This is a genomic window from Shewanella aestuarii (genome assembly GCF_011765625.1).
GTDB classification, from domain to species: domain Bacteria; phylum Pseudomonadota; class Gammaproteobacteria; order Enterobacterales; family Shewanellaceae; genus Shewanella; species Shewanella aestuarii_A.
This window is the reverse complement of record NZ_CP050313.1, coordinates 3,805,564-3,830,838: the sequence shown is the minus strand read 5'-3', so window position 1 is coordinate 3,830,838 and position 25,275 is coordinate 3,805,564. Positions and strand designations below refer to the sequence as shown.

At 43.4% G+C, this 25,275-nt stretch carries 18 protein-coding genes and 3 pseudogenes; 9 read left to right on the top strand and 12 right to left on the bottom strand.

Translation table 11 applies throughout. The features are described 5' to 3' along the window. The first annotated feature begins 18 nt into the window (after positions 1-18). Positions 19-2,490, top strand: a complete 2,472-nt coding sequence (locus HBH39_RS16640) for an alpha/beta hydrolase family protein (protein WP_167679756.1) — start codon at positions 19-21, stop codon at positions 2,488-2,490. Positions 2,491-2,693: 203 nt separating this feature from the next. Here HBH39_RS16640 and HBH39_RS16635 read toward each other — a convergent pair whose 3' ends face one another. After that, positions 2,694-3,677: a LysR family transcriptional regulator gene (locus HBH39_RS16635; protein WP_167679755.1), complete on the bottom strand. Its 984-nt coding sequence runs from the start codon at positions 3,675-3,677 to the stop codon at positions 2,694-2,696. A gap of 140 nt (positions 3,678-3,817) precedes the next feature. Here HBH39_RS16635 and HBH39_RS16630 point away from each other — a divergent pair, with 140 nt between their 5' ends. Beyond that, entirely contained in the window at positions 3,818-5,905 is a 2,088-nt protein-coding gene (locus tag HBH39_RS16630) for an alkyl/aryl-sulfatase (RefSeq protein ID WP_167679754.1), read from the top strand. A 195-nt stretch (positions 5,906-6,100) separates the two neighbouring features. Here the strand turns inward: HBH39_RS16630 and HBH39_RS16625 are convergent, their stop codons facing one another. After that, positions 6,101-6,820, bottom strand: coding sequence for an SDR family oxidoreductase (locus tag HBH39_RS16625; RefSeq protein ID WP_280117336.1), 720 nt, complete (start codon positions 6,818-6,820; stop codon positions 6,101-6,103). Beyond that, the gene (locus HBH39_RS20000; protein ID WP_280117335.1) at positions 6,778-6,954 is read right to left on the bottom strand and encodes a hypothetical protein; all 177 of its coding nucleotides are present in this window, start codon (positions 6,952-6,954) and stop codon (positions 6,778-6,780) included. Before HBH39_RS20000 ends, HBH39_RS16625 begins: the two co-directional genes overlap by 43 nt. A gap of 118 nt (positions 6,955-7,072) precedes the next feature. On the opposite strand from HBH39_RS20000, the gene HBH39_RS16620 reads away from it, so the two are divergent. Next, positions 7,073-7,954: a LysR family transcriptional regulator gene (locus tag HBH39_RS16620; protein WP_167679753.1), complete on the top strand. Its 882-nt coding sequence runs from the start codon at positions 7,073-7,075 to the stop codon at positions 7,952-7,954. Between the two features lie 71 nt (positions 7,955-8,025). On the opposite strand, the gene ppiC is transcribed toward HBH39_RS16620, so the two are convergent. Further along, positions 8,026-8,304, bottom strand: coding sequence for a peptidylprolyl isomerase PpiC (gene ppiC / locus HBH39_RS16615; protein ID WP_167680132.1), 279 nt, complete (start codon positions 8,302-8,304; stop codon positions 8,026-8,028). Between the two features lie 177 nt (positions 8,305-8,481). On the opposite strand from ppiC, the gene HBH39_RS16610 reads away from it, so the two are divergent. Next, entirely contained in the window at positions 8,482-8,955 is a 474-nt protein-coding gene (locus HBH39_RS16610; RefSeq protein WP_167679752.1) for a peroxiredoxin, read from the top strand. 31 nt (positions 8,956-8,986) lie between these two features. Here the strand turns inward: HBH39_RS16610 and envZ are convergent, their stop codons facing one another. Both envZ and ompR read right to left on the bottom strand, forming a co-directional pair. Then, positions 8,987-10,360: a two-component system sensor histidine kinase EnvZ gene (gene envZ / locus HBH39_RS16605; protein ID WP_244325692.1), complete on the bottom strand. Its 1,374-nt coding sequence runs from the start codon at positions 10,358-10,360 to the stop codon at positions 8,987-8,989. Between the two features lie 3 nt (positions 10,361-10,363). Continuing rightward, on the bottom strand, positions 10,364-11,089 hold the full coding sequence (gene ompR / locus HBH39_RS16600; protein WP_167679751.1) for an osmolarity response regulator transcription factor OmpR: 726 nt from the start codon (positions 11,087-11,089) through the stop codon (positions 10,364-10,366). Positions 11,090-11,479: 390 nt separating this feature from the next. Between ompR and HBH39_RS16595 the strand changes: the two genes are divergently transcribed. Next, a complete protein-coding gene (locus tag HBH39_RS16595) occupies positions 11,480-13,537 on the top strand; it encodes a TonB-dependent receptor (RefSeq protein ID WP_244325691.1) in 2,058 nt (685 codons plus the stop codon). Between the two features lie 50 nt (positions 13,538-13,587). Here HBH39_RS16595 and HBH39_RS16590 read toward each other — a convergent pair whose 3' ends face one another. The 4 genes and pseudogenes from HBH39_RS16590 to greB form a co-directional block, all read right to left on the bottom strand. Further along, positions 13,588-14,124 carry a response regulator transcription factor gene (locus HBH39_RS16590; RefSeq protein ID WP_167679750.1) on the bottom strand — a complete coding sequence of 179 codons (537 nt, stop codon included), beginning with the start codon at positions 14,122-14,124 and terminating at the stop codon, positions 13,588-13,590. Then, positions 14,121-15,359, bottom strand: coding sequence for a sensor histidine kinase (locus HBH39_RS16585; RefSeq protein WP_167679749.1), 1,239 nt, complete (start codon positions 15,357-15,359; stop codon positions 14,121-14,123). The genes HBH39_RS16590 and HBH39_RS16585 overlap by 4 nt, the downstream gene beginning before the upstream one ends. Before the next feature lie 319 nt (positions 15,360-15,678). Next, a complete protein-coding gene (locus HBH39_RS16580) occupies positions 15,679-16,965 on the bottom strand; it encodes a copper resistance protein NlpE (RefSeq protein ID WP_167679748.1) in 1,287 nt (428 codons plus the stop codon). A 299-nt stretch (positions 16,966-17,264) separates the two neighbouring features. Continuing rightward, positions 17,265-17,764, bottom strand: a pseudogene (gene greB, locus HBH39_RS16575) (transcription elongation factor GreB). A 236-nt stretch (positions 17,765-18,000) separates the two neighbouring features. Here greB and HBH39_RS16570 point away from each other — a divergent pair. The 3 genes and pseudogenes from HBH39_RS16570 (at position 18,001) to HBH39_RS16560 (ending at position 22,949) form a co-directional block, all read left to right on the top strand. Next, a pseudogene (locus tag HBH39_RS16570) lies at positions 18,001-20,363 on the top strand (Tex family protein). A 220-nt stretch (positions 20,364-20,583) separates the two neighbouring features. Next, positions 20,584-20,823, top strand: coding sequence for a hypothetical protein (locus tag HBH39_RS16565; protein WP_167679747.1), 240 nt, complete (start codon positions 20,584-20,586; stop codon positions 20,821-20,823). A 204-nt stretch (positions 20,824-21,027) separates the two neighbouring features. Beyond that, positions 21,028-22,949, top strand: a pseudogene (locus tag HBH39_RS16560) (LTA synthase family protein). A 17-nt stretch (positions 22,950-22,966) separates the two neighbouring features. Here HBH39_RS16560 and HBH39_RS16555 read toward each other — a convergent pair. Further along, entirely contained in the window at positions 22,967-23,461 is a 495-nt protein-coding gene (locus HBH39_RS16555; RefSeq protein ID WP_167679746.1) for a hypothetical protein, read from the bottom strand. Positions 23,462-23,556: 95 nt separating this feature from the next. Further along, the gene (bioH, locus tag HBH39_RS16550; RefSeq protein WP_167679745.1) at positions 23,557-24,345 is read right to left on the bottom strand and encodes a pimeloyl-ACP methyl ester esterase BioH; all 789 of its coding nucleotides are present in this window, start codon (positions 24,343-24,345) and stop codon (positions 23,557-23,559) included. 30 nt (positions 24,346-24,375) lie between these two features. On the opposite strand from bioH, the gene HBH39_RS16545 reads away from it, so the two are divergent. Continuing rightward, positions 24,376-25,269, top strand: a complete 894-nt coding sequence (locus HBH39_RS16545) for a ComF family protein (RefSeq protein ID WP_244325690.1) — start codon at positions 24,376-24,378, stop codon at positions 25,267-25,269. Positions 25,270-25,275: the final 6 nt, after the last annotated feature.

The window sequence follows — 25,275 nt, the reverse complement described above, 5'->3', positions numbered from 1 at the left end:
TCATAACAAGGACTCCCCATGAAAACTCTTACACTGGTGTTTACCGGTTTGGCGTTAGCGCTTTCGGGAATGAGCCATAGTGCTGAAATTGATAAAAGTCATATCAAGCGCCTTGGGCCAGTTAGCTCAAACAGCGCATTAGCTCTCTCTAAAGGCCCTAATGCGGATGTGTTACGAGCGAATTTAGTGGCTAAGTTAAGCCAGCAAGATAGCCTAAATATATTTGGCGACAAGTATGCTTGGTCAGAGGCAACCAGTTCACCAGACAAATCCGGTTGGTTAGCATATCAGGTGCCTGTTGCTACTCAGCGATTTACCCAAGGTACGCTTACCATAAAAGGGTTAGACAACCCGCAGGTTTACCTTAATGGTCAGTTAGTTAAATCAGCCAGTGAAGTGCCATTAAACTTGGCCAATGGCGATTATCAAATCTTAGTATTAGCCGACGGACAACAAGCTAACACCGAGTTTAGCCTTGACTGGCAAGGTAAAAGAGATATCGACACCCTCGACTTTAGCGCGCAAACCCGTCAGCGTGTATCAGCTGAGCAGCTATATGATGCTAAAACGATTAGTAGCTTAACTCTGTCTCCCAATGGCAAATATTTACTGCAATCAACCACAGAATATCAGCCAGCAAAAGGTGATACCGCAATTCAAGTCACTGAGCTGCGCCAAGTATCAGACAACAGCGTGTTATATCGCTGGCAAGATGCCCGACCAAGTAGTGCAGTTTGGTCATCAAACAGTAAGCAATTAGCGTTTGTTGCTAATAAGCAAATTCAATTACTGAATATTGCTGATCTTAGTATCGATATTGCTGTTGATAATATAGAAAACATTGCGGATCTGCATTGGTATGGCGACAGCTTAATATTAAGCTGGACCAAACCTTTTAAAGCGGATGATAAGGCGACATCAAAGCGTTACCAAGCCATTGAAGACCGTTGGAGCTATTGGCGCAATAATAGCCAGCTTTATCAATTAGACCTGGATTCTGGTGTGTTACGTCAGCTCACTGATGGCCCATTATCAACGTATCTACTGGACAGTCATCAAGACAACAATAGCCTATTGGTGACTCGTTCACCGGTTGATTACGCTGAGCCAGCCCACAGTTTGTCGCAATTAATTGAACTTGATGTTAGTAACTTAAAAGAAACCCTAATTGGTGAATATCGCACCTTTGGCGGCGCACTGTACGCCGACAATGGCATGTATATCATGGCTGGGGCTAACTTCATGGATGGCTTAGGAAAACAAGATAAGTCGATTGAAGTAAACGACTATGACGGTCAGTTATATTGGCGAGACAGCAAGGGGAAAGTCAGTCCATTAAGCAAAAACTTTAACCCAGCCATCAATAATATAATGAAAGTCGGCGATGAAGACTTATTAGTGGCGGTAACCGAAGGCGATTATTCACCCATTTACTATTTTGATAAAGGCCGTAAAAGCTTCACTAAAATCGACACAGGTGTTGATATGATCAACAGCGTTAGTGTCGCCAACGATGGCGCCAAGCCGACATTGGTATTTGCTGGAACTTCCGCGACTGTGCCACAAAAAGCCTACAAAATGACGCTGAAATCAAGCCGCAAGCAACTGTTGTTTGATAGCCAAGCCCAAAGTTATGCCAACACTCGCTTAGGCAAAATTGAAGATTTTGATTTTACTAACAAGCATGGCCATAACATTGATGGCAGAGTGTATTTACCCGTAGATTTTGATGCGAATAAAAAATACCCTGCGTTAGTGTATTACTATGGCGGCACGTCGCCAGTTGGTCGCCACTTTACTGGCCGCTGGCCATTTAATTTGTGGGCAGCGCAAGGCTATGTGGTTTATGTACTGCAACCCAATGGGGCAACGGGTTATGGCCAAGGGTTTAGTGGTCGACATGTGAATGCATGGGGTGAATACAGTGCTGACGATATTATTGAAGGCACACAAGCATTCTTAAAAGCTCACCACTTTGTTGACCCTAAACGCGTTGGCAATATGGGTGCATCTTATGGTGGCTTTATGACCATGTATTTAGCCACGCAAACCGATATTTTTGCGGCATCAATGTCGCATGCGGGCATCAGTAACTTGTCTTCATATTGGGGTCATGGCTGGTGGGGTTACGGTTATTCTGGCGTGGCCAGTCGCGGTAGTTTTCCGTGGAATAACCGTGAATTATATGTAGAACACAGCCCGCTCTACAACGCGGATAAAATTACCACGCCACTACTGCTTATTCATGGCGATGCAGATACCAATGTGCCAGTAGGCGAAAGCCACTATATGTACACTGCCCTGAAGCTATTGGGTAAAGAGGTTGAGCTAGTGGAATTTAAAGATCAAGACCATCATATCAATAGCCGTCAAGCTCGCTTTGACTGGTGGAATACCACCATAGCTTGGTTTGACTTGAAGCTTAAAGGTGAGCCTCAGTGGTGGAATAGCTTGTATCCTGATAGCGCCTATGATGAGGCGAAACAATAAATTCTAATCATTGACTTAAAGCAGCCTCAATACGAGGCTGTTTTTTTGTCATCTCAGGTTAATTCCAATCGTATTAAATAACTGATCATTCTAGCTTGTGAAAATACCTGATAACTATGTTAGATTTTTTGATTGTAGAATAACTACTTATCAAAAAAATCTGCCTTGTTATCACGCATTTTTCCGACGCTATTTCTGGCCACTTATTTACTGTGATTGGTATAATTAGCTTGAATGTGTTGTTGGTAAATATCGCTAATGGTTTGCCGTAACCATTTGTGCGCAGGGTTATTTTGCTGCCGTCTATGCCAAATTAACGATAATTGTATGGGGTTAATTTTAACCGGCATGTCGATAATTTGAATATGAAATGCTTGTTGGTATTTGTAGGCTAATGATTTGCTACAAGCGCCAATGCAGTCACTTTGAGCAACCAAAGAAATTAATGATAACAACGAGTTGCACTCTGCAACCACTTTGCACTCTGCAACCACTTTGCGGTTTGAGAGATTATTTTCGGCATAAAAATCAACAATTGAGGCATTGGCGCGGGTCAAATTAAGCTTAATGTGTTGTTCGGCAAAAAATTGCTCGGTGCTCACAGGCCCAGATATTCGCGGATGATTTTGGCGGCAAATGAGTACAATTTCATCAGTGGCTAAGGGTTGGTAAATTAAAGTGCTATCGCGACTATCTGTTATATCAATTGCCAGATCCGCTTGTTGGGCAAATAGCGCCTCATTAATTTGGGTTTCATTGGTGTTTTGATCTTTAAATGTGATTAACGGATTGCCTTGCTGTTGTAAACGTAAAGTATGGGGCAGTAATTGATCTGTGATTGATTCAAACGCTAAAACGGTGAATTGCAAATGAGAGGTGTTGCTGTCAAATACCTTGGTGTTCTCAACCAAGCCTTCCAAGACTTCCAATGATGGCAAGAGTTGCTCCATCAATTGATGGGCATAGTGGGTGGCGATAATACCGCGGCCATTGCGAATAAATAAGTCTTGGCCACAAAGTTGGGATAAGCGTTTAATCGACCCGCTGACGGCTGCTTGAGTCACATCAAGTTGTTCAGCCGCTAAGGTGATGGACTGATGATGATACACCTGCGAAAACACTCTATAGAGATTCAAATCAATCTTATCTGGCATAAATTCTGGTGATGTCTGCGTTACCTTATTCATAAGTATAACTTAACAATCAACCATAGTTACCTTTGTTTATCTAAATTGTTAAAAGTTTAAGATGAATGCAATTAACTCAGCGGCAAGATATTCATGTTCGCTCGGTGTTTGATAGCCACTTAAACCAAAGGTCATTATTTATGAACAAATCAGTTATTGCCTTAATCGTTATTTCAAGCTTGTCTTTTAGCTATTCTGCCGTGGCGCATAGCCATGGTACAGGTCAAGATGAGCATGCGTTAACCACTTCATTTATGTATCAAGGCAAGCCTGCGACTCAAGCGACTAAAGCCTACAATACTGAGTTTGCTAAGGGCTTAAATTTTGACGATACCAAGTCATTTCAAGAAGGCCGAGCGAATCTGATAGCGCCGCTAGATGCCGCAACCGCCGCGTTGCTTGCTGATGCCTATGAATTTATTAGTGATCAAACCCCAGATACCATCAATCCGTCACTGTATCGTCAAGCGCAGATGAATAATGAAGCTTATGGTTTGTATCAAGTAAACGAGGGTATTTTCCAAATTCGCGGTACTGATTTAGCTAACATGAGTTTAGTGCGTACCGATAACGGTTGGATTGTATTTGACCCATTAACCACTAAAGAAGCGGCTAAAGCCTCGTTAGCTTTTGCCCTTAAAAACTTACCATTTGGTAATCATGATCCCGTTGTGGCCATGATTTACTCGCATTCACATGCCGACCATTTTGGTGGTTCTCGTGGAATTCAAGAGATGTTTCCCAATGTGACAGTTTATGGCTCGGCGAATATCACCAAAGAAATGGTTGATGAAAACGTGCTAGCGGGTAATGCCATGTCTCGGCGTACTTCGTATCAATATGGGGCGACGATGGTGCCATCTGAAACCACCATTGTTGATGCCGCTTTATCAAATGGTATTGCTAAAGGCGAGATCACCTATGTGTTGCCAGATCATGAAACTAATCTAGACAGCAAATTTGAAACTGTCGTCATTGATGGTCTTGAAGTGGTGTTTATGGATGCATCGGGTACTGAGGCGGTATCTGAAGCTGTGGCTTACATTCCCAGCATGAAGACCATTTGGTCTGCTGAAGTAACCTATAAAGGCATGCACAACATCTATACCTTACGTGGTGCTAAAGTGCGTGATGCGCTTAAATGGTCTAAAGAAATCAATAATATGCTCCAAGAGTGGGGCGGCGAAGCCGAATTTTTATTTGCGGCACACAGCTCGCCAATTTGGGGCAATCAAGATATTAATGACTTTTTAAAGTTACAGCGCGACAACTATGGATTTGTACACAATCAATCTTTGCGCCTAGCCAATAACGGCGTTGTGCTGCAGGACATAGGCTGGGAAATTGAAAAGGTGTTACCACAATCAATAAAAGATGCGTGGCACACCAATGGTTATCATGGCACTTACTCACATAATGCGCGCGCTGTGTATAACATGTATTTGGGCTTTTTTGACATGAACCCTGCTAACTTAAATCCTTTACCGACCAAAGCAGAGGCGGCTAAATTTGTTGAATACATGGGCGGTGAACAAGCTATTTTAAAGCGTGCTAAAGCAGATTTTTATAAAGGCGAATACCACTTTGTTGCTACCGCAGTGAACAAGGTTGTGGTCAATAACCCCAACAATAATGATGCACGTAACTTATTAGCGGATACTTATGAACAGCTAGGTTATCAGTCAGAAGGCGCAGGTTGGCGAAATATCTATCTTTCTGGCGCACAAGAGTTACGTATTGGCCGCCAAGCAGGAGCATTAAAATCAGCCTCAGCAGATATTATTGCTGAAATGCCAGTAAGGTCGTTATTGGATTATTTAGCGATTAAAGTCGATTCAATTAAAGCGCAAAATTACGCCTTTGAAGTTAATTTAGTGCTGCCAGATAGCAAAGAAGTTTATGTGGTTGAGTTGGCTAACGGTAACTTGAGTAACGCTAAAATTGATAAGGTAAAAGACAGTGCAACCGCCACTTTTACCATCAATCAAGCTGACATTGTTAAGCTTAACCTTAAGCAAACAACGGTAAAACAATTGCTGACAAGCAAAGCGGCGAGCATTCAAGGCGATGCATCTTTCTTAGACATCTTAGCGAAGGTGATGACTGAATTTGACCCTGCATTTGAAATTGTCCCCTTGCCTACCGACAAGGTGATTGAGGCCAATAAAGCCATCTATATGAAAAATGTCGCTAGGCCAGTACACAATGGACGTCACCACCACCGCTAGGTTCATAGGTCGCGAGATTTAAGCTGATATAGTATGAATATAAAAACCGCCGATTGAGCGGTTTTTTATTGGGGCGGGTTAATATTTTAGTGTTTTGGAGGGCCGCTGCTGGGCCTGCATCTTACATTTCGCTTCTGTCATGCTTGTTTTGAAAAGCGATTTGCGCCACATAGAATGGGGCGCAAATCATGGTGATCAATTGATAACCGCTTTGAGTGATTCACTGAGGCGGGTGGTGGGGCGACCGATTAAGGCACTTAATGCCCCTTGGTTATCAAATAATCCCGCGTTTAACGCCCCTTTATCTGAATCAGCAAGCAAGGCGGCGAATGGCTCAGGGATCCCAGCACCAACAAGTGCAGCTTTGTATTCATGCTCAGGCAAGTTGACATAGGGTATCGTTTTACCCGATTGCTGACTTATTAAGGCCGCCAGTTCTGCAAGTGTGTATGACTCATCACCCGCCAATTCATATACTTTTCCTGCTTGTGGTGTGGCTGATGTTATTACCACTGCCGCAGCTTGTGCATAATCATCTCGTGTTGCTGAGCTTATCAGTCCCTCTCCTGCACTGCCTATAAAGGCGCCGTATTCAATAGCTGGCTTAACACTGGCTAGGTAATTTTCGGTATACCAGCCATTACGAAGCAGCACGAAAGGTACGCCACTTTGTTGCAGGTATTTCTCAGTTTCTAGGTGCTCTTTGGCTAAAAGTAACGGCGATGTATCAGCATGCAGTAGGCTGGTATAGGCGATAAGCGATACACCTTGGTTTTTAGCCGCGTCAATAACATTGCGATGTTGTTCTGCTCTTTGTCCCACTTCACTTGAAGAAATAAGCAGCACTTTATTTGCCCCCTTAAATGCCGAGTTTAGGGTGTCAGGCTTTGTATAATCTGCTTCACGTACCTGCACCCCAAGGCGGCTAAATCACTTGCTTTAGCAGGTGTTCTTACCGCAGCAATAATTTCTGATGGCTTTACCTTACTCAGTAAATGTGCGATTACCTGACGACCAAGCTGGCCATTTGCACCTGTTACTACAATCATTTTTCTCGCTCCATGGCTTTTCGATTTAGATGGCAATAACTATATAGTTTGCTGATTGATTAATAATTACCCGAAATGTAAACTCATCGTTAATTATAAATAAACAATGGGCCCACACATGATCTCAATAGACGACATGATGGTGTTCACTAAGGTTGTTGACAGCCAATCTTTTACTCAAGCCGCTGAACAGCTAGGCATTGGTAAAGCCAGAGTGTCTCAGATAGTCACTAAGCTTGAGCAAGAATTAAATACTCGCTTACTGCAACGAACCACACGATCTTTGTCGCTCACTGACACTGGCGCTCGCTATTACAAAAAATGTTTAATGATCCAAGAGCTAGCAATGGAGGCCAATACCCAAGCCCAACAACTTAGCGACGAACCCACAGGCCTACTCAGGATCTCAGTGCCAATTAGCGGCTACACAGATATTTTTAGCCAGTTTCTATGTCAATATCCGCACATTCAATTGCAAGTGGTGGAAAGTGACAGCTACAGCAACTTGATTGAATCCCGCTGTGATATTGCTATTCGAGCGTCATCGGCACTGGAAGATTCGAGACTTTATGCTACTAAAATTGGTGAGTTTGACGAGATTCTCTGTGCATCAGCACAGTACTTAAAGCAGTTTGAACCGCTTGATACAGCACAAGATCTGCTTAAACTTGACTGGGTGAGTCATGAGATAGTGCAGGGCAATAAATTGCTCGTGTTGAAGTCACCTCAAGGTGAGGTGAGGTTAAGCAAAAAACCAAGAGTGCAGGTTCGCACAACCAGTTCGTTAAAAGGGTTCTTGCTTAACCATGTTGGATTTGGTCAGTTACCCGCTTTTGTGGTGAGGGATGAACTTGCCAGTGGTGAGTTAGTCCGCATCTTGCCGCAAAGCCATCAAGTGACTATCCCCTTGTATGCTGTGTATCAGAACAAAGCATTAATGCCACAAAGAACACGTGTTTTAATTGATTTTTTGAAACAATCAGTCAGGAGTTTTAGCTAGCTAAATTGGGTTGCAGAGTTACATTTCCCTGTTTAAGAGTTTGTTAGCATGTTTATACTGTTACTAAACAATCATGTACGGTAAAGCACTTTCACCACATGCCAACCAAATTTGGTTTTGACGATATGTGGGGTAATTAACTCACCACTAAAGCACACTTTATCAAACGCTGGTACCATTTGACCTTGTTTGAACTCTCCTAAGCTGCCGCCTTTTTTGCCAGAGGGACAGCTAGAGTGTTTTTTGGCGAGCACATCAAATTTTGCGCCCTTGTTTAATTGGCTCACAATAGATTCGGCAAGTTCTTTATGTTTTACCAGAATGTGTAATGCCGCAGCAGTTTTGGCCATGGTTGGAGTCTCAAGCAACAAATTTATCCCAGATTATAACCTAAGCCGCCTACGTTTTACGATGTGCGATTTGACTCCTTAATCGCTCATGGCTAATAGCCTTAATATTTACAGGTATTCCTTTGGCGAGTTTCGATTTATGCTGGGGCGGTTATTTTAATTTATTAAGGACTTCAAATGATTCAACAAGGACAAGCTTTACCTGCGGGAACGTTAGGCCAATTAACCAAAGATGGTATGGTAAACCATGATGTTGCAACTCTGTTTGCGGGCAAAAAAGTCGTGTTGTTTGCTGTGCCAGGGGCGTTTACCCCAACTTGCTCTGAAGCACATTTACCGGGTTTTGTGGTGTTAGCCGATCAGCTTAAAGCCAAAGGCGTGGATATTATTGCTTGCGTATCAGTTAACGATGCGTTTGTGATGAAAGCCTGGGGTGAAGCGCAAAATGCATCAGAAATCATGATGCTAGCAGATGGCGATGCCAGCTTTAATAAAGCGCTTGGCTTAGACATGGATACTGCCGCTTTTGGTGGGATTCGTTCACAGCGTTATGCCATGGTGATTGATAATGGCGTAGTGACCACATTGAATGTTGAAGCACCAAAATCATTTGAAGTGAGCACAGCTGAAGCAGTATTAGCTTCGTTATAATGCCACATTAAGTGACAAAAATGGACGCGTGTTAGCGTCCATTTTTTTGCATATTACCGGCATGGTCTGTCTGTTTTTTAGGTAATGTTACTCTAACAAGAAGCCCACCTTCAGGGCGGTTTTTTAAGCTGATTTTACCGTGATGCCGGTCAATAATACGTTTAACAATGGCTAAACCTAATCCTGAACCCACACTGCCACGAGCGGTATCGCCTTGAGTAAATGGTTGAAATAGCTCTTCAACTTTACGTTCGTCGATGCCGGGGCCGTTGTCTTCTATACTAAAACCCACATAACGGGCATCCACAAATGAGCTGATTTTTACCCACCCATTACCATATCTAAAAGCATTTTCAACTAAGTTACTTAGTACGCGTTTAATGGCCACGTTATGCAATGGAATTTCAGGACAATCGGCTAATGATATTTCTATCTGCGCTAAGCGATGGCTTTCTTGCTGATGGATTTCTTGGATCAGTTGATTTAGTTGAAAAGGTTCGCGCACCACTTCTTGGTCGTGGCGGACATAAGCAATAAATTGTTTGATGATGGCATCCATATCTTCAATATCGTTGACTATGCCATCTTTGAGGTAGTGGTCATCTTCAACCATCATTTCGCAAGCAAGGCGAATACGAGTTAATGGCGTGCGTAAGTCATGCGAAATACCCGCCATAAGTAAAGCGCGGTCTTGCTCAAGTTGTTGCATGCTTTTAGCCATTTGATTAAAGGCATGAGTCACTTCAACAATTTCGGTCGAGCCACTTAAAGGCAGTGGTGCTGGAAACTCGCCTTTTGATACCGTGACTGCCGCTTTTTGTAGCCGTTTTAATGGCTTATTCTGATTGCGAGCAAATAACCATCCGCCAGCGACACTGAGCGCACCAATCACCAATAGGTATAATGTTAAGGGGGATAAGTCAGACTCATTGATCCCGGTTAGCGGGACTTTTATCCAAATACTGGGGGCTTGAGGGGGGCGTATCCATACATCAAGTTTGTCACCTTGAGAAAAGCGTACCTCGGCTTCGCCGCCTAAATACACTGACATTTGATCAGAGAGAAAACTGTAATAAGTGGCATTATCTAAGCCGGCTTCACGGGCTTGTTTAAGGTTATATATCGTCATGCCGTCGTCACGGACTTTGGCATTTAGGGCGTCAACCATTGATAAGTGCTCGCGGCCAACATCAACGCCATCAACAAATAAAATATTGATTTGCCTTGCTATTAACTGGTTGATTTGTTCGTAGCTCGGTTTGATAAAGTACACGGCTACCGACCAATAAGACACCAGTTGATTGATTAGCAGTAAACTGCCAATCAGTACAACCGTTTGGCTAAAAGCATTACGTGGCAGCAAACGCTGCCACCATTTTAATGGTAACGCTATCGGATCAGACACAGGTTATTTTCTGGTAGAGCCGTCGGGCACAAACACATAACCTAAGCCCCACACCGTTTGAATGTAACGTGGGTTGGCGGCATCTGTTTCAATCAGGCGACGTAAACGTGATACTTGCACGTCAATCGAGCGCTCTAAGGCAGAATAATCGCGGCCACGGGCTAGATTCATTAATTTGTCTCGAGATAATGGCTCGCGTGGATGCGAAACCAATACTTTTAGTACTGCAAACTCACCACTGGTTAAGGCGATACTTTCTTCGCCATGAAACATTTCACGAGTGGCGAGGTTTAAGGTAAATTCACCAAACTCAATCACTTGTTCTTTTTGTGCTGGCGCACCAGGTACATCAACAGTTTGGCGGCGCATCACGGCTTTAATGCGGGCGAGTAATTCACGTGGATTGAATGGCTTAGGCAGATAATCATCGGCGCCTAATTCAAGGCCGATAATGCGGTCTACTTCGTCGCCTTTTGCGGTTAGCATGACAATGGGGATAGGGTTTTCTTGCTGACGTAAGCGACGGCAAATCGATAAACCATCTTCACCGGGTAGCATCAAATCGAGCACGATTAAGTGAAAGTTTTCACGCTCAAGTAGGCGATCCATTTGTTCGGCATTGGCTGCGCTGCGTACTTGATAACCTTGTTCTATCAAGTATCGCTCCAATAGCGAACGAAGTCTCATGTCATCATCAACAACAAGAATTTTCGACGTTTCCTGGCCCATATAGCTATCCTTTGTGTTCTGCATTTTTTGACCAATATAACCACTTTATCGACAGGCTGACAGAGGCTTGGTGACTGTATCTTTATCGTCAGTTTATTTTTTATGTCTGCAAGATATGTATCTGTATGATATTTTTAACATTTTACTTGATTCTGCTGTTTGTTGGAAATTGTAACAAATCTCAATTTAAGCGATTAAAAACCGGAGTTTTTGAGGGTAATACTTTAATGCAAAAGCAATTTAAGCGTCTGAAATACTTCAATAGGCAATATGTGGCATGAGCACTTGCCTGCGACAAGTTGTCGCAGTTTGTAGCTTTGTTATTGCGAGGTGTTACTTTTTACATAAAATCAACGTCCTACTTACAAGCTTCACTAAGAAAGCGTAATTATGATAAAAGCTAATATTTCTTTGTTGTCAGCAGCTCTTTTAACGTCATTTTACTCTGTCACCTCATGGGCGGGTGATATTGAAGTTATCCAAGTCAATGGGAGTCAAGCTAATTCCAGCGGCGAGTTAATGGTGTCTCCTAACGTTATTTATCCGATAGCAGATATCGGCCAAGTGCTGAACCATTTACCCGGTGCGTCGGTGAATGGTAACGGGCCATTAACCGGTATTGCTCAGTATCGTGGTTTGTCAGGCGAGCGAGTTAATACCCAAGTGAACGGGGCCTCTCTTGCTGGCGCTGGGCCAAATGCTATGGATGCGCCACTTAGTTATGCCAGCTTAATTTTAACCGAATGGGTTGAAGCACAGCGTGGTATTGCGCCTGTTGCATCTGGGGTGGATACGCTTGGCGGCAGTATAAATGTGGTTGAGTCTCAGGCTCGATTTCAAGAGACTTCTGGCAAGCTTCGGGCGCAATATTTGCATAATGGCGAGCGCAGTACGTTGGGAGGGAAAGCCAATTTAGGTGGTGAACAACATGCACTACTGCTTTACGCTGATGTGTTGCATGGTGATGATAATGTCAAAGCGGGCGATGGCCGCGAAATCTCACCGACCTTTTATGATAAGCAGGTTTTTGGTGGCCAATATCGGTTTAACTTAGGTGATGACGAGCTATCGGATGAGTCAATTGCTGTGAGTTATCAACATCTGAAAACCAAAGATGCCGGCACGCCAGCATTACCGATGGACATTGATTACATTAAAACTGATCGCGTGAGTGTTGCAGGTTCTCATCAAGTTGTCGGTTGGGCGTTAGATTGGCATTTAGCCTACAGTGATGCCCGCCATGGTATGGATAATTTAAGCTCTCGCACCTTAATGCCAACCATGAGTTCGCGTTATAACACTGCAGATAGTCAAAGTTTGGATAGTCAGTTTGTTTTGAGTAAAGGGGATTGGCGTGTTGGCTATGACGGGCAGTTTCGTCAGCACAATTCAGTGATCACCAGCCCTGATAACCCGATGTTTCGTGTTGATAATTTTAACCATGTGCAAGATGACAAATTGAGTGTGTTTGCCCAGTGGCAGCATGAACTAGGCCTTTGGCAATTAACCGCAGGCACTCGATTGAAGTATTACCATGTTGATTCAGCCAAGGTTGATCATTCTATGGCGGCCAACATGCCAGCGATTGCAGCTTTAATGCAACGCTTTAATGATGCCGATAGAAATATCAGTCAAACCGGTATTGATGCGGTTTTTAATGCACGATACCAATGGCGTGAGCCACTAACTTGGGTGTTTGGTGCGGCGCGCAAACAGGCTGGAGCAACGTATCAACAAAGGTATTTATGGGTGCCAATGCAATCTACTGGTGGGCTAGCTGATGGGCGAACCTATGTGGGTAATCCAGATTTAGATCTCGAAACCGCTTATCAACTTGAGTTAGGACTAGATTATCAAACTGGTAATTTTAGCCTTAGTCCACGGGCATTTTATCATCGTATTGATGATTATATTCAAGGTGTTGCCGCCACTGACCCCACCGTAATTATGGCTGCAAAAATGATGGGCGATGATAATCCATTGATGTTTGCCAATGTTGATGCCGAGCTTTATGGCATGGATTTAACTGCGGCATACCAATTAACCCCACACTTTTCGCTCGATTTAATTGCTAACTATATACGTGGTCAGCGCCGTGATGTTGAGGATAACTTGTATCGTATTGCACCGCCTAAGTTAAAGCTGGGGCTTAATTATGTGCGTAACCAATGGCGGGCACGGCTTGAATCCGTTGCTGTGAGTTCCCAAGATAATATCTCTGCTGGGCAGTTAGAGAAGACAACCGCAGGCTATGCCTTGTTGAATATTTCGCTGGGTTATCAAGCTACAACGTGGCAAGTCGATGTTGGGGTGAATAATGTATTTGACACATATTATAAAGATCACTTGGCGGGTTATAACCGAGTGATTGCCTCAGCGCTAAATCCAGGTGAGCGAATGCCCGGTGAAGGCATCAGTGCGTGGCTAACCGCCGAGTACCATTTTTAAACCTGTAGACGGGTTTGGGCCGCTTAAATAAGGCGGCCCTTTTTTATTGTTTAGCGATGATCTGCAATGGGCTTTTTGAGTAGTTTTCGTTGCAGTGTTCTTCGGTGCATTCCTAGTAATCTGGCCGTGGCTGAAACATTGCCATTATTGGCATTTAAGACTTGTTGAATATGTTCCCATTCAAGTAGCTTTGGGGGAATGGGCTGTTCTGATAGTAATGTTTCTGGTTGAGCGCTTGGCGTAACCTTGAGCGCGTTTAATAAGGTTTGGGTATCAACCGGTTTTGCTAAATAATTGTCGGCTCCTAATCTAATCGCTTCAACTGCGGTGGCAATGCTGGCGTAGCCTGTGAGTAACACAATTAATGCTTTTGGCAGGTGTTGGCGAAGTGGGGTAATTAACGATAAGCCATTTTCATCAGCCAGTTTCATATCTAATAAAATATGGCTGGGTGTATGTTGCCGCGCTTTTAATAGGCTGTCGCTGGCGTTATTGCTCACTATGCAGTGAAAGCCGTGACGATTTAAACGGCTGGCAAGTACCGCTGCTAGAGCGTTATCATCTTCAATAATAAGTAAATTGTTCATGCTTTTTCTATTGGTAAGGTGACGGTTGCTATCATACCTTTATCTTGATTAGGCTGTAAGGTGAGTTCGCCACCTAAACGCTCAAAACTAGCATGACTTAATAACACTGCGATACCAAGCCCTTTTGGGTTTTCAATGAGTTTATGGCCAAGCTTGGCTAGCAAACTTTCTGACATGCCTTGTCCAAAGTCATAAATAGCAATACTTAGCACAGCCATGGTTTTGAGGGTGATGTTTATCTCGACTTTAGGTGTTTGAATCACTTCTTCACTGGCTCTGGCTGCATTTTCAATTAGTGCCAATAATGCGGGTAGCAGACTCATATCACTATGAATAGTGGCATGGCTGGCATTGTCCGATACAGTTATCGATAGCTTTACTTCTGGCATTAACAAGTTAACTTGATCTTTCAGCGTTTTGACCAGTGCGGCAACGGTTTGGGCGTGCATTTTTTCTGAGCGTATGGATTCTGTTGCTTGTCTTAAATCCGTTAAGCTTGCTTCGCAACGACTAAGCGCTTTGTGCATTTCAATTGTCAGCGGGCTTGATTGATTGTCTTCGACCAGTTCTTCTAAAAGTAATCTTAATGTGGCTAGCGGGGTGGCGAGTTGGTGGGCCATTTGTGCTGATACTGTCCCTAGCGCCAATAGTTTTTCTTGGCGCAATTGCGCTTCGCGAAGGTAATTTAACTCAGCGTCTTTTTGACGAATTCTTTTGGCGATAAAGGCAACCGTGGTGGTGAGAACTAATGCTGAAATGACAAAGTTAAACCACATGCCTAAATAGTGCGAGCTCATGTCCATGCCATGATGCAAACTATGATCGGGTTGTGAGAATATCATCGCACTATAAGCTGTGGTAGAAATGATTGCTAAGCACCAAGGTGCCCACTGTGGCAGCATAATTGCTGCAATGGCGATGGGCAGTAATAATAAGGAAGTAAAGGCGTTGGCTGCGCTACCGGTACAATATAGCCAGATGATCCAAAAAATAGTATCTAGCAATAAAGTGATAAACAATAATTGCTTGCGGCCGAGCATATAGCGAACTCGAAAACTAATAGCGACGTAAAGCGCCTCAATAACGAGTACATAATTGAGCTCAATAGGTGGGGTAGTTAGGCCAAATAATTCAGTCGCAAAGAAAATAAGCCCAAGCTTCAATAGCCAGTAAGCCAGCCTTAATGTGGACAATTGGTCTGTGGTAGTCCCCATAAAAGATGGGCTGTTATTCATAGTGTTAGGGTTGATTTTATGCATTTTTATGATTGTAAATAAGGCGGCATGTCTGGCTATACACTAGTCTAATTTGTGTGGTTTTTATATAAAAGATTGCTGACGATATAATATCAATCGTCATCAATAACTGATCATTCTAGCTTGTGAAAATACCTGATAACGGCGTTAAATTTTTTGATTGTAGAATAACGGCTTATCAAACATTCAGCCTTGTTATCACGCATCTTTTCTACGCCATTTCTGTCCATTTATAAACTGTGATTGTTCATCTTAATATTAGGGCTGTGTGATATTGATGCATTTACTGATGCTAAAATTACTGACGTTGAAATAGCAGCTCAGTTTCGTGTGAGCCATCCTTGTCTTTATCAATCAGCAAGGTCAATGTGTTGTCATCTTCACTGATATAGAGCTGTGTATTGCTTGCACTAAAATCGGTTAATTCGGTGTCGTTATTGGTATCAAAGGTTTGAGCTAAGGTGACTATATTTGTTTCAGGATCAATACTGTAAGTTCCCCATTCCACCCCTGAGTCGTCTGGGTTGTCAAATTCAACTTCACCCTGCAAGTAAGTCCCATCTGCATTGAATATCAACACCAGTAGATCGTTTTCGTTGGCGGGTTCATCGTCAACTTCGTGCATCATCCATGTGCCGACGATACCCTCATCGATTTGAGCGCTAAAAGTGATTTTGCTATCTATGGTGGCGTCTGGGTCTTTATCAAATGATAAGACCAACTTTCCGTTGTCATCAATTTCACCATAAAGCGCAGAGGCACCGCTGGCATCCTTAAATTCGGTGAGTCCCGAGTGACCATTATTATCAAATGATTGACGAGTCATCACACGGTTGGTGCCACTGTCGCGACTATAAACACCCCATTCCATACCCGAAATTTCATCCGGATTGTCTTGTGCCACCTCAAAGTGAAGATAAGTGCCGTTATTAAAAAATACTAACGTGAATGAGTTGTTTTCATCGTCATTGCTTGGCCGCCAAGTACCAACAATACCGACTTGTATGCCATTGGCGACCATAGATGCCAGTAAGTGAGATAGGGCTTGAGTTTGATCTACTAAAGCGCGGGTAGCGGTATCTTGGCCACCATGTTCAATGGTGGCTTTTACGGCATCACTGGTAGCAAACTCGCTCACAGTGAGTGTAAAGTCAACAGGCTCGGCGCTGGCAATTGCTGTGTCGGTAATCGTTATGCCATTACTTGGGGCGGCGTCTTTATCTAAAGTTTGCAATAATCTTGTGATGTTAATGACCACATTATTTTGGGCATTTTCACTTGCAGCAAGATTAAACGGGGTGGCAACCTCAGTGGCCAAAATGGTGGGAAATTCAAGTGCGCCAATAAAGAAGGTGACGGTTTCACCTGCTAGATAACTGTAGTTACCCTCGGCGTCGGTGACACCCGATTGGCTGGCGGTTTTATAACCTATGCCTATCACTGCGCTATCAATCAATACGCCTGTTATTGGCTCGGCTTCTGGTGCTGTGGTATAGGCAATAACAGGGGCTGGGTTATCATCATTACTATTGCCACACCCCAAATACAGACCTGATAGTAAACATAATAATAGTGTTCTGTTCATGATTGGTCCTTAATCCATTAAGAGAACATGCAGAGGCGTCACTGTTGGCAATATTGCGGTTGTTTTTAGTTGATTAAGCCTAGCCGATATGTCGTAAATAGCCATTTCAGCTTGATGGTTAATGGCGTGCTTAAGGGCTGAGTTGGTGTTATCAGTGGCGTTGCTAAGTGCGAGATTAGTGCCGCCACTGTGTATTTTGAGTGCTGATTTTGATGGGGTATAGGCTATTTAAGCTTTGTTGTTATTCTTTGATAATCTCAATCAATCTGACTACGATTGCTGATGTTCAGGTTTGAAAATTAAGCGTTATCAGCTTCTTTTTGCGGTGCTTTATAGCTAATTTTATTGACATACCAAACTTGCACGCCGACAGGGTCGGTACCGCAGCCTCGTCATCCACTTGTTTTTTCAATAACGCCCTTGCCATCGGTGAGTCGATAGAAATATAGCCTTTGGCATCGCCATAAATCTCATCGGGGCCAACAATGCGAAAGCATTTGATATCGCCATCATCATTTTCAATTTCAACCCAAGCACCAAAAAAGATTTTGCCTTCTTGCTCAGGGGCATATTCGACCACTTTTAAGGCTTCAATGCGCTTTCTTAAGAATCGAACTCGGCCATCAATTTGACGTAATAAACGCTTGTTCTCCTTGTAATCGGCGTTTTCTGAGCGATCCCCCAAGCTTGCTGCCCATGCCACTTTTTTAGTGATTTCAGGGCGATATTCACGCCAAAGGTAATTGAGTTCTTTGGTTAATTTGTTTAGCCCTTCAAGGGTGATGAGATTGGTTTTCACAATACTAGCCTTAATAACAAATACACTGGCATCAGGTTTATGGATCTTTGTTGTAAACACAGCCACTTTGAATGAGCTAAATATACTGTGAATTGTCAGCAACGCCAATGAGGCAGAGAGGGATCAATGATGACTGCGGGAAATTGTCTTTGAAAATGATAGCTAAAGCGTCAAATTATTGTTGGAATATGTTATCTTTGAGCTAATTTTTCAATCTGAAACAAATCTTTTATTTTATGCAAAATATTGCCCAGATTATTGCCCAAGAACTCAATGTTCGTGAACAACAAGTAAACGCTACTATTTCTCTGCTTGATGATGGTGCAACCGTGCCATTTGTTGCTCGTTATCGTAAAGAGGCAACGGGGGGTTAGATGATACTCAGCTACGTCATTTACATTCTCGCTTAACCTATTTACGTGAGATGCATGACAGAAGACAAGTGATTTTATCGAGCATTGAAGCCCAAGGTAAATTAACTCCCGCATTAACGCTTGCAATAAATGAAGCTGACAGTAAAACCCGGCTTGAAGATTTATATCTGCCATATAAGCCTAAGCGTCGCACTAAAGGTCAAATTGCAATTGAGGCGGGTATTGAGCCGTTAGTTGATTTGTTATTGACTAACCGTCAGTTAGATATTGATGCTAAAGCGGCAGAGTTTATTAATGTCGAGGCTGGATTTGCTGATGCAAAAGATGTCCAAGACGGTGCTCGTTATATTCTAATGGAGCGTTTTGCTGAAGATGCCGAATTACTGCTAAAAATTCGTCAACATTTAACCCAACACGCGGTACTTGAAAGCCGTGTCATGAAGGGTAAAGAGAAAGAAGGGGCTAAGTTCCGCGATTACTTTGAGCACACAGAAGCTGTGACCAAAATACCTTCTCATCGCGCATTAGCGATGTTGCGTGGTCGCAATGAAGGTTTTTTAAGTTTAAGTCTTAATGCCGACCCTGATACTGAGGCCACCCAGGGTAGTTACTGTGAAGTGATAATTGCCGAGCATTTTAAACTTAACTTGAGTGACAGCAGTGTTGATCAATGGCTTAAAACTGTGGTCACATCCACATGGCGCATCAAGATTGCTTTGCAAATGGAAACTGAGTTCATTGCAAAAATGCGCGACAGTGCTGAGCAAGAAGCCATTAAAGTGTTTGCTCGTAATTTAGGGGACTTACTCATGGCTGCACCTGCGGGGGCAAAAGCCACCATGGGCCTAGACCCTGGTATTCGTACTGGGGTTAAAGTCGCCATTGTTGATAACACAGGTAAGTTGGTTGCTCATACCACAGTCTTCCCACATGCGCCGCAAAATCTGTGGGATAAAGCCCTAAAAACCTTATCCAATCTTATCAATATGCATAAGGTTGAAATTATCGCCATTGGCAATGGGACTGGGTCGCGTGAAACCGATAAGTTAGCCGGTGAGTTGATTGCGATGGTGAAGGAGAATAACCCAACCCTAACTAAAGTGATTGTTAGTGAAGCCGGTGCATCGGTTTACTCTGCGTCAGAGTTTGCTGCCAATGAGTTTCCTGACTTAGACGTGTCTATTCGTGGTGCCGTCTCAATTGCGCGTCGTTTACAAGACCCGTTAGCCGAGCTGGTGAAAATTGAACCTAAATCTATTGGTGTTGGCCAATATCAGCATGATGTAAGCCAAAGCCAGTTATCGCAATCGCTTGAGGCTGTGGTTGAAGATTGTGTAAACCACGTGGGTGTTGATTTAAATATGGCATCAGTGCCGTTACTTGCCCAAGTGGCAGGGTTGAACAAAACCTTAGCTAAAAATGTGGTTGAGTATCGTGATACCAATGGCCAGTTTACTAATCGAAAACAATTATTAAAAGTCGCTCGTTTAGGGCCAAAAGCGTTCGAGCAAGCTGCGGGTTTTTTACGTATTCGCAATGGCGATAATCCACTTGATAGTTCAGCGGTTCATCCTGAAGCCTACAGTGTGGTTGAAGCGATTGCGGCCGCAACCTCGCAACCCTTGGCCCAGTTGATAGGCAACAGTGATGTTTTGCGCACGATTAACGCTGAGCAGTTTGTTACCAATGAGTTTGGTTTACCCACGGTAAACGATATTTTGGCTGAGCTTGATAAGCCGGGACGCGACCCTCGCGGTGAATTTAAAACTGCGGCGTTTAAAGAGGGTGTAGAAGAAATCAAAGATCTGAAGCCTGAGATGATCCTCGAAGGGGTGGTGACTAACGTGACCAACTTTGGCGCATTTGTGGATGTAGGTGTGCATCAAGATGGTTTAGTGCATATTTCATCGTTAACGGACAAGTTTGTTAGTGATCCTCATACCGTGGTTAAAGCTGGTGATGTGGTTAAAGTCAAAGTGATGGAAGTGGATATTGAACGCCGCCGAATTGGTTTATCTATGCGCTTAGATGAACAGCCAGCAGCGCAATCAAACACTAACGCTCATCGTACAGCAAAAGCCCCAAATAAGGGACAAGCTAGCAATAGTGCTCATCACAATGGCAAAGCGGGTAAACAGCACAAAGCTGCGAGTAAACCTAAGGCGCCAGCCAATGCGGCAATGGGTAATGCTTTTGCAGATGCATTTGCTAAGCTGAAAAAATAAATTTTAGGCCGCTAACTTGCTTCGCAAGTGAACATTTTTTGTAAAGTATCAGTAAGCCCTTTCATATTGATTGAAAGGGTTTTTTGTTAGTGCGGTTGCTTTCTATGCTTATTTAACTAATTCGTATGGGAAGGTGCATGTATGTTTTATTATGAGGCTTAAGTTCACTTTAAGCTAAGCAAGCTTACTATCACTTATTATCAAAAAGGTAAGTGTAAAATTGAAATTATCAGTACTAAAAGTTCGTCAACCTAAGTGGGTATTTAGTTACGAAGTAGTGGTGTTTACCATCGCGATTTATTTTGCCTTGGTATTAAACTATCCGGTTATTCATCGTATTTATGAGTTATCAACCCATAGTCATATCGCATTTTCATTGTCATCAGTCCTATTATTAACGGGTTGTTTTATGGTGGTATTTAGTCTTTTTGCAGATTTTGATGGATTCTTTAGCCGCTAATACCGATGCGGGAGTTTCAGTAAATAACCATAATTTAAGGGTATTTGGTTAATTTTAGTGGTCATATTTTTCACTATCTTTACAGTACCGATTGAATAATAACAATAAAAAAGAGATGTATCTTCAATGACACTGTTTTCCCCAAGGTCTGGTAAAGACTATATTGGCGGGCTTGACTCGCGAGCCAATCGACAATCCCATCATATGTTTACAGCATTAGCTGTGTTTAGCTTGTTATTTTTGCTTGTCACTACTTTAAGTCGTATCGGCTTATCTTTATGGCAAATAGAGCGGGTAAATGATGCAAATGGCTGGTTGCCAATTTTATTACAAGGTGCGCGAGTCGATTTTGCGACCTTGTGTTGGTTAATTGGTGTTGCTGGATTAGGAACGGCTTTATTTGCAGGGCAGTCTATTGTTGGTCGATTGTGGGGCCACATTTTACGGGTGTGGCTGACTCTTGGTTTGTGGTTAATTGTATTTCTTGAAATTTCGACCCCTTCTTTTATTCAAGAGTATGGCTTTAGGCCAAATCGTCTTTATGTTGAATACCTCATTTATCCTAAAGAAGTGTTTTCGATGTTATGGTCGGGACGCAAATTAGAGTTGCTACTGGGCTTGGTGGTCAGCACCTTGACGGTATATGGCGGCTGGCGCATAGCGAGCCACTTTTGCCGAAACATGCGCGCCCCCAAATGGTATTGGCGTCCTGTGTTGGCGGTTTTGGTCATTGGGATCACCATCTTAGGTGCGCGTTCTACTTTAGGTCATCGACCGATGAACCCTGCTTTGGTGGCATTTTCAGATGATCCATTAGTGAACTCTTTAGTGCTTAACTCTGGCTATTCGTTAACCTTTGCCATCAAGCAGATGGGCAGCGAGCAGGATGCGGCTAAGGTTTATGGCAAATTGGATCAACAAACCATAATCGACATTGCCCGCCGTGAAAGCGGTCGTCCGGCAGCAGCGTTTACTTCTGACACCATTCCAAGTTTGTCATTTAATCAAGCTAGCTATCAAGGCAAGCCTAAAAACTTAGTGATTATTTTACAGGAAAGTTTAGGGGCGCGATTTGTTGGTAGTTTAGGCGGCTTACCGTTAACGCCAAATATTGATGCATTATCAGAACATGGCTGGATGTTTGAAAATCTCTACGCAACCGGCACTCGTTCAGTGCGAGGTATTGAGGCTATCACCACAGGCTTTACTCCTACACCAGCCCTTGCTGTGGTTAAGTTAGGCAAAAGTCAGCACAACTTTTTTACCATTGCAGAACTGCTGAGAAACAATGGTTATAGCACGCAGTTTATTTATGGTGGTGAGAGCCATTTTGACAATATGCGCAGCTTCTTTTTAGGTAATGGATTTAGCGATATTGTTGAGCAAAAAGATTACAAAGACCCGGCTTTTGTGGCTACTTGGGGGTGTCTGACGAAGATTTACTCTTTAAAGCCCATCAAGAATTCATTGAAAAGCATAAGCAAGGTCAGCCGTTTTTTAGCCTAGTCTTTAGCTCAAGTAATCATGATCCATTTGAGTTCCCTGATGACCGCATCGAACTCTATGAACAACCGCAATACACTATGCATAATGCGATTAAATATGCCGATTATGCTGTCGGTGAGTTTTTTAAACTGGCTAAAAAAGCGGATTATTGGAAAGACACTATCTTTTTAATCGTAGCCGATCATGACAGTCGAGTCGGTGGTGCGAGCTTAGTGCCTATTTCACGATTTCGTATTCCGGGTTTAATTCTCGGAGAGGGGATTGAGGCTAAGCGTGATGCTAGAGTGGTGAGTCAAATTGATATGGCTCCAACCTTGTTATCGTTAATTGGGATTTCTGATAGCTATCCTATGCTGGGGCGCGATTTAACTCAGCAAGCCGATGATTGGCAAGGCCGTGCCTATATGCAATATGATAAAAACTTTGCCATTATGCAGGGCAAGGATGTCACTATTTTGCAGCCTGAACATGCGCCAAGAAGTTTTGTTTATGATTTTGCAAATGAAAAACTAACACCTCGTGAGCTAGATGTTAAGCAAGCCGAAACAGCCTTGGGTATTGCGTTGTGGGGAAGTGAAGCCTATAACCAAGGTTGGTTTAAAGCCGCATCGCAACAATAATCAGATTTTTGCCGGCGTTAAATAACCACGCTGAACATCGATCCCGCGTGAGGGTTCGGTTGTGCATTATAGAAGCGTTCGAGATGATCGCGTACTTGTTGATAAAACACGGCTGACTCAGCATCAGTATGCTTGGCCATTTTACTGTGTCTTCGGTTGGTTTGGTCTTGTTGATCCTGCCTATGCTTACTGCGAATATCTTTACGTAGCAAGGTAGGGTTATCATCAGCGACGACCTTAATGGTTTGAGCCACTAAAGGTGAGGGTGACAATAGTTGTTGTACAAATGCTTGTCGCTGAGAAGCAGAGTGTTGCTGTTGATGTTGTCGCTCAAGTAGGCTGTAAGCTGGCGCTCGTTCATTTTGCGGGTTATATGCCCGTTCTTCATGACCTTTAGATGGCTGCTGCGGTGGAATAATTGGCGGCCGCTGTTGATTATCTGCACGTGCAAGATCCGTCGCAACATTGCTGGTTGCTAACGGGACTTGTGGGTAGTGCGAGTTGATCAACATTAAATTTAAGACTCCTAAAAACAACCACAGCATTAACGTATACGGGTTGATATGTGTGCCTAAATTATAGTCAACAATGTTATTTTGTTAAAGCTTTACCTGCTAATCGACTTAATCCACTGCTCAAGTTGTGTAATAAATAGATCAGAATGTGAAATAAATGGTGCGTGCGAAGCGTTATGTAAGAGGATATCGCTGACATTATCGCCTTTTATTAACATATCAGGTAAGCGTTTAGGGACTAAGCCATCAAGCCTGCCCCATATCCTTAGCCAAGGTTGCTGGATATGTTGTAGCTGATTTCGTAGGTCAACCTCCGTCAGTATCGACAGCCCTTGTTGTAAACTTTGCTTATCTGCTAAGGGTTTTGCGAGTAATAGTGATTTAAGCTGTTGGATGTCTGATTTGGCGGTATCGCTGCCCATGGCTTGTATTGCTAAAAATCGCTCGATGGTTTTTGGCAGATTATTATGCAACTGTTCCGAAAATTGAGACAATACCTGTGGGCTAATACCCGGCCAAGGCTGAGGTTGTTCATCGTGTCGTGCCATAAAGCAAGGGGAAGAAGCAACCGTGATCAAGCCGCTAACTTGATTTGGGTAATCGATTGCCATTTTGGTTGCCAATAAACCACCTAAAGACCAACCCAGCCAAATAGCTGCTTGCGGCAGTTGAGCGGCTAATGCGGCGACCCAATCATCAATGGTACCGTCAATATGAGGGCTATGGCCAAAACCCGGCAAATCCACATAATGCACTCTATACTCTGTTAAGGCAGTTTTTAACGGTTCAAAAACCGCGCTATTTACTCCCCAGCCATGCAGTAACACAATCTTTTGGCCTGTGCTGCCCACCGTGTCGATATGTAGTTTGGGGAATGTCACCGCCGTTACCTCTATTTAATGGAATGAATAGTGAAATATTACATGGAAAAAGTGACACATATGTCACGGAGGTTAGTGAAGGGCTGGTTATTCCACTGCCGTTCATTTACAACTAACCTATCTCAAATCAATCTTTCCACGCTTATACTGCCATTGGTACGTGGGCTGCAGATTATTCGCCTTAGTTTACCTAACCGTTGCCTGCTGTGCCAGCAGAGGATAGAGCAGCAAGGCTATCAGCAACTATTTGACCAGCATGTATTAACTGGCTTGTGCCAAGATTGTTTAATTAGTGGTTTGTATCAGCATGATGTGTGTTTAGGCTGCGCTAAACCATTAACACGCTTGCAGCCATACTGCGGTCAATGTATGGCGATTAAGCCCATCAAAGTGATTGCGCCTTGTAGTTATCATCAAGGTTTGGGCGTGGTGATTAGTGCCATTAAATATCAACGACAGATGGCGGCGGTCAATGTATTGGCCGATCAATTGGCGCAGCGGATTTTGAACTTGGTTTCGCAGCAGATGATTGACTTGCCCCAAGTGCTGATCCCCGTCCCATTACACCCCAATCGCTTGCGGCATCGTGGCTTTAATCAGGCGTGGATTATTGCAAAGCGAATGAGTTTGATACTGGGTATTCCATTGGATGATACCTTGCTTATCAGGGTTATTGATACTGCATCACAAGCTGGGCTTGATGGTAAGCAGCGGCGAAAAAACTGTTATCAGGCGTTTGCTTTAAATCATCAGGCTGAAGCTAATCAGCAAGTGCATTTGCGTTATCAACATGTGGCCATTGTGGATGATGTCGTGACGACGGGGAGCACGGTTAACGAAATTGCCGCATTATTTGCAACGCGGCATATCGCCTGCCAAGTATGGTGTTTAGCCCGAGCCGAAGCGCCAAATTTACGTGATTAAACCAAG

Excerpts from the sequence above, each read along its gene's own strand:
- HBH39_RS16640 (WP_167679756.1), top strand. The coding sequence starts at position 19 with ATGAAAACTCTTACACTGGTGTTTACCGGTTTGGCGTTAGCGCTTTCG.
- HBH39_RS16635 (WP_167679755.1), bottom strand. The coding sequence starts at position 3,677 with ATGAATAAGGTAACGCAGACATCACCAGAATTTATGCCAGATAAGATT.
- HBH39_RS16630 (WP_167679754.1), top strand. The coding sequence starts at position 3,818 with ATGAACAAATCAGTTATTGCCTTAATCGTTATTTCAAGCTTGTCTTTT.
- HBH39_RS20000 (WP_280117335.1), bottom strand. The coding sequence starts at position 6,954 with ATGATTGTAGTAACAGGTGCAAATGGCCAGCTTGGTCGTCAGGTAATC.
- HBH39_RS16620 (WP_167679753.1), top strand. The coding sequence starts at position 7,073 with ATGATCTCAATAGACGACATGATGGTGTTCACTAAGGTTGTTGACAGC.
- ppiC (WP_167680132.1), bottom strand. The coding sequence starts at position 8,304 with ATGGCCAAAACTGCTGCGGCATTACACATTCTGGTAAAACATAAAGAA.
- HBH39_RS16610 (WP_167679752.1), top strand. The coding sequence starts at position 8,482 with ATGATTCAACAAGGACAAGCTTTACCTGCGGGAACGTTAGGCCAATTA.
- ompR (WP_167679751.1), bottom strand. The coding sequence starts at position 11,089 with ATGGGCCAGGAAACGTCGAAAATTCTTGTTGTTGATGATGACATGAGA.
- HBH39_RS16595 (WP_244325691.1), top strand. The coding sequence starts at position 11,480 with ATGATAAAAGCTAATATTTCTTTGTTGTCAGCAGCTCTTTTAACGTCA.
- HBH39_RS16590 (WP_167679750.1), bottom strand. The coding sequence starts at position 14,124 with ATGAACAATTTACTTATTATTGAAGATGATAACGCTCTAGCAGCGGTA.
- HBH39_RS16585 (WP_167679749.1), bottom strand. The coding sequence starts at position 15,359 with ATGAATAACAGCCCATCTTTTATGGGGACTACCACAGACCAATTGTCC.
- HBH39_RS16580 (WP_167679748.1), bottom strand. The coding sequence starts at position 16,965 with ATGAACAGAACACTATTATTATGTTTACTATCAGGTCTGTATTTGGGG.
- HBH39_RS16555 (WP_167679746.1), bottom strand. The coding sequence starts at position 23,461 with ATGTTGATCAACTCGCACTACCCACAAGTCCCGTTAGCAACCAGCAAT.